The 2,758-nt window shown below is 38.9% G+C and carries 5 protein-coding genes and 1 pseudogene; 4 read left to right on the top strand and 2 right to left on the bottom strand.

Annotation, left to right across the window (positions count from 1 at the left end; all coding sequences use genetic code 11):
• The 3 genes and pseudogenes from IM456_RS05230 to IM456_RS05220 all read left to right on the top strand — a co-directional run.
• Nucleotides 1-120 (top strand): annotated as a pseudogene (locus IM456_RS05230) (IS5/IS1182 family transposase); the annotation flags it as partial.
• Between the two features lie 335 nt (nucleotides 121-455).
• Entirely contained in the window at nucleotides 456-692 is a 237-nt protein-coding gene (locus tag IM456_RS05225; protein ID WP_172970527.1) for a hypothetical protein, read from the top strand.
• Nucleotides 692-1,144 (top strand): type II toxin-antitoxin system VapC family toxin, encoded by a 453-nt coding sequence (locus IM456_RS05220; RefSeq protein WP_287692436.1) that lies wholly within the window; start codon nucleotides 692-694, stop codon nucleotides 1,142-1,144. Before IM456_RS05225 ends, IM456_RS05220 begins: the two co-directional genes overlap by 1 nt.
• 270 nt (nucleotides 1,145-1,414) lie before the next feature.
• Here the strand turns inward: IM456_RS05220 and IM456_RS05215 are convergent, their stop codons facing one another.
• Both IM456_RS05215 and IM456_RS05210 read right to left on the bottom strand, forming a co-directional pair.
• The gene (locus tag IM456_RS05215; RefSeq protein ID WP_149987101.1) at nucleotides 1,415-1,801 is read right to left on the bottom strand and encodes a type II toxin-antitoxin system VapC family toxin; all 387 of its coding nucleotides are present in this window, start codon (nucleotides 1,799-1,801) and stop codon (nucleotides 1,415-1,417) included.
• Nucleotides 1,802-1,804: 3 nt separating this feature from the next.
• Complete coding sequence (locus tag IM456_RS05210) at nucleotides 1,805-2,032, bottom strand: DUF2281 domain-containing protein (RefSeq protein WP_149987102.1); 228 nt, start codon at nucleotides 2,030-2,032, stop codon at nucleotides 1,805-1,807.
• 334 nt (nucleotides 2,033-2,366) lie between these two features.
• Between IM456_RS05210 and IM456_RS05205 the strand changes: the two genes are divergently transcribed.
• On the top strand, nucleotides 2,367-2,609 hold the full coding sequence (locus tag IM456_RS05205) for an AbrB/MazE/SpoVT family DNA-binding domain-containing protein (RefSeq protein ID WP_149987103.1): 243 nt from the start codon (nucleotides 2,367-2,369) through the stop codon (nucleotides 2,607-2,609).
• The last annotated feature ends 149 nt before the right edge of the window (nucleotides 2,610-2,758 follow it).

Here is a 2,758-nt window from a genome sequence, read left to right as displayed (position 1 = left end):
TTTAGAATTTTATCATCAAGATATAGGAATCGGAGACGGCGTTTTGGTCTGAGATTTAATTTAATCGCTGGCATTTACAACTATGAACTTGCTTTAGGCTATCATCAAGTAGCTGAATAGGACTTTTGCAGGAGGTCTAATCTTTAACCTCCATTGGCTGACCCTGGCAAAATCAACCTAATACTCAATCCTGTTTAAAAGGCATAGGATAGTGGGAAGTTAAAGTTGGATTGGGAGTTAATCAAACTATTAAAAACGGATTTGCTATTACACCCTAAGCAATCGCTGATTTAGCGGCACTCGCTCCTATCATTCCAGAGATCAAAACCCTTGAAGTCCCCAAAAACTCCAAAATCTGAATCCCTAGTTAAGGAGAGGAATGTAAAGATTTATTAAATATAGAGAAATTGCGGCATGGGATATGATTGATCTGGTTGCCTATTAGTCTAAGTCAGATGAATATCGAACAAGTTATCATTAAAAACCTAAGAAAACTTCCCTTAGAAAAACAACAAGAAGTCTTATCCTTCACCGAATCTCTCATCCCCAAAACTTCACTTCCTTTGCCAGAGCCGACTCTTACCCCTGAACAGCGAGCCGCTAAATGGATGAGTTGGGTACAAAGCCATTCCTCTAATAATCCCCCTTTACCCGATGAAGCTTTACACCGTGACACAATGTATGAAGACTAATGACCCAATATTTACTGGATACTAACATTCTCTTACGAGCTAGTGACCCTAACTCATCAAGTTATCCCCTAATCATGAATGTTGTTGACATGATTATTAGACAAGGGGGAGAATGTTTGATTACTTCTCAAATTTTAATTGAATTTTGGGTTGTAGCAACACGCCCTAAGGATGTTAATGGACTAGGTTGGACAACACAAAAAACACAACAAGAAATTAACCAAATTTTATCTCAATTTTCTTTATTAGAAGAAAGCCCAGATATTTTTCCCCTTTGGTTTCAATTAGTCACCATCTACAACATTAAAGGAAAACGCACTCATGATATTAGGCTTCTTGCTGTCATGAAAGCTTCTAAAATTACCCATTTATTAACCTTTAATCCTGATGACTTTATCCCTGTCCCCAATATTACCATCGTTCATCCTCAAGATTTCATTAATTGCCAATAATTAAGCAGCAAATCCGACATACCGCACCAAAATCCCTCACAAAAGGCGATAGTTCGCCTGAGAAGGGGTAAAACAGGGGAAAACACCCGAAACTCCTTTCCCTGTCAATCCCTAAGCTAGGGAGAGGAATGTAAATATTTATTAAATTGTAGCTTAGGATACAGTTGTTTTTTGGGGATGTGTATCCTCCTGTTGTCTGCCTTTGACGTTGGGTGGGGGTGTTGCTTGACCTGGCTGCGAAGGAGGCGATCGCCTCACATTTTGGGAAATTTACCAAATTCTTTGAACGGGGTAACGGTCAAATATTTCATCAATGCTCAGAATAGGCATAATTTCGGTTATTGATTGGGATATTAAAAGTCGATCAAAGGGGTCTTTATGATAGTGGATAAGGGTTGCTAGTGTCCAGATGTGAGCCAGATCAATAGAAAGTATTTCTAGATTATTAATGGTTATTTGATTTTTAATTAATTCCTGTAAGGATGGGTTAAGCTGTAATTTTCCCAGTTGCAGTTTTATTTGCATTTCCCAGACACTAGCAACGCTTAAAAACAAGCGATTATTTCGATCAAATAACAAATCTTGCCTGGTTAGTGATAGTTTTTCTGAGTTAATTGACCACCAAATAAAGCTATGGGTATCTAATAAAAGTTGCATGGGTTAAGTTGGCGGCAAGAGTTCATCGGTTAGGGGTTCGTTAAAGTCATCGCTGATCCAGCCTTGACCTTGATATAATCCTGCAATTCTACCTGTTTGGGTTATTTGGGTTTGATGGTGTTGATTGACTATAGATTCCAAAAAATCGAGAATTTCTTGTTGTTGTTGGACAGGTAATGTCTGAAGGGTTTGCAATAAAGTAGAATTGGTATCTAGGTCAGCATTGTTCATAACGATTTGATTTGAGGATTTTGGGGGAATACCTCAAGGATAGCATGGGTTTTCAGGGGTGAGGGGACAAGTTACGGATGGTGCGATCGCACTACTGAAGTCGGATCGGGTTTCTCTGTCTCGTCTTCTGGGGGTTGTTTATTCTGGTTCTGAGTTTTCTTGATAGAGATTGGGAGGGAAATGTAAAGATTTGTAAAGATTTATTAAATTGTAGCTTTTGATACTTTTTTTATAAGGATAGTGTGTATGGTTTTGTTGTCTGCCTTTGGGGTTGGGTGGGGCTGTTTAAGCGGTTGATTGATATAATGACAATGTATTTACCAAGCAGTCAAAAATGTTGCTGAAAATCATACAAATCGGCAATTCTCAAGGAATTACAATTCCTCAAGCGATTATGGAACAGTGCGAACTCACTGATGAAGTCGAAGCGATAGTCGAAGGTAAAAAAATTATTCTGAGTGCTAAAAAGAAGGTGAGAGAGGGGTGGGCTGAATTATTTGATGACGAACCGCTCGAAGCAGAGTTACAGGATTGGTTAGGAGTGGAAAACGAGTTCGAGCGAGAAAATCTATGGTAGAAAGATTTGCTGTGGTTCTAGTAAGCTAAGACGCATTTAAAGCACTTATTCTTAAGATTAGCCGAATCTCCCCCAATCCCTTTACTGTTGCCTCTTGCCTCTTGCCTCTTGCCTCGTCTCAACAAGCAATTTAAATGCTTAACAGCTTA

Origin of the sequence: Microcystis sp. M079S1, from assembly GCF_020246425.1 — a bacterium.
Lineage (GTDB): Bacteria > Cyanobacteriota > Cyanobacteriia > Cyanobacteriales > Microcystaceae > Microcystis > Microcystis aeruginosa.
Note: the sequence above shows the minus strand (reverse complement) of the source record. Positions and strands in the feature narration are given on the sequence as shown.

Coding starts and splice junctions, on each gene's coding strand:
- IM456_RS05210 (WP_149987102.1), bottom strand. CDS start 2,032: ATGAACAATGCTGACCTAGATACCAATTCTACTTTATTGCAAACCCTT.
- IM456_RS05215 (WP_149987101.1), bottom strand. CDS start 1,801: ATGCAACTTTTATTAGATACCCATAGCTTTATTTGGTGGTCAATTAAC.
- IM456_RS05205 (WP_149987103.1), top strand. CDS start 2,367: ATGTTGCTGAAAATCATACAAATCGGCAATTCTCAAGGAATTACAATT.
- IM456_RS05225 (WP_172970527.1), top strand. CDS start 456: ATGAATATCGAACAAGTTATCATTAAAAACCTAAGAAAACTTCCCTTA.
- IM456_RS05220 (WP_287692436.1), top strand. CDS start 692: ATGACCCAATATTTACTGGATACTAACATTCTCTTACGAGCTAGTGAC.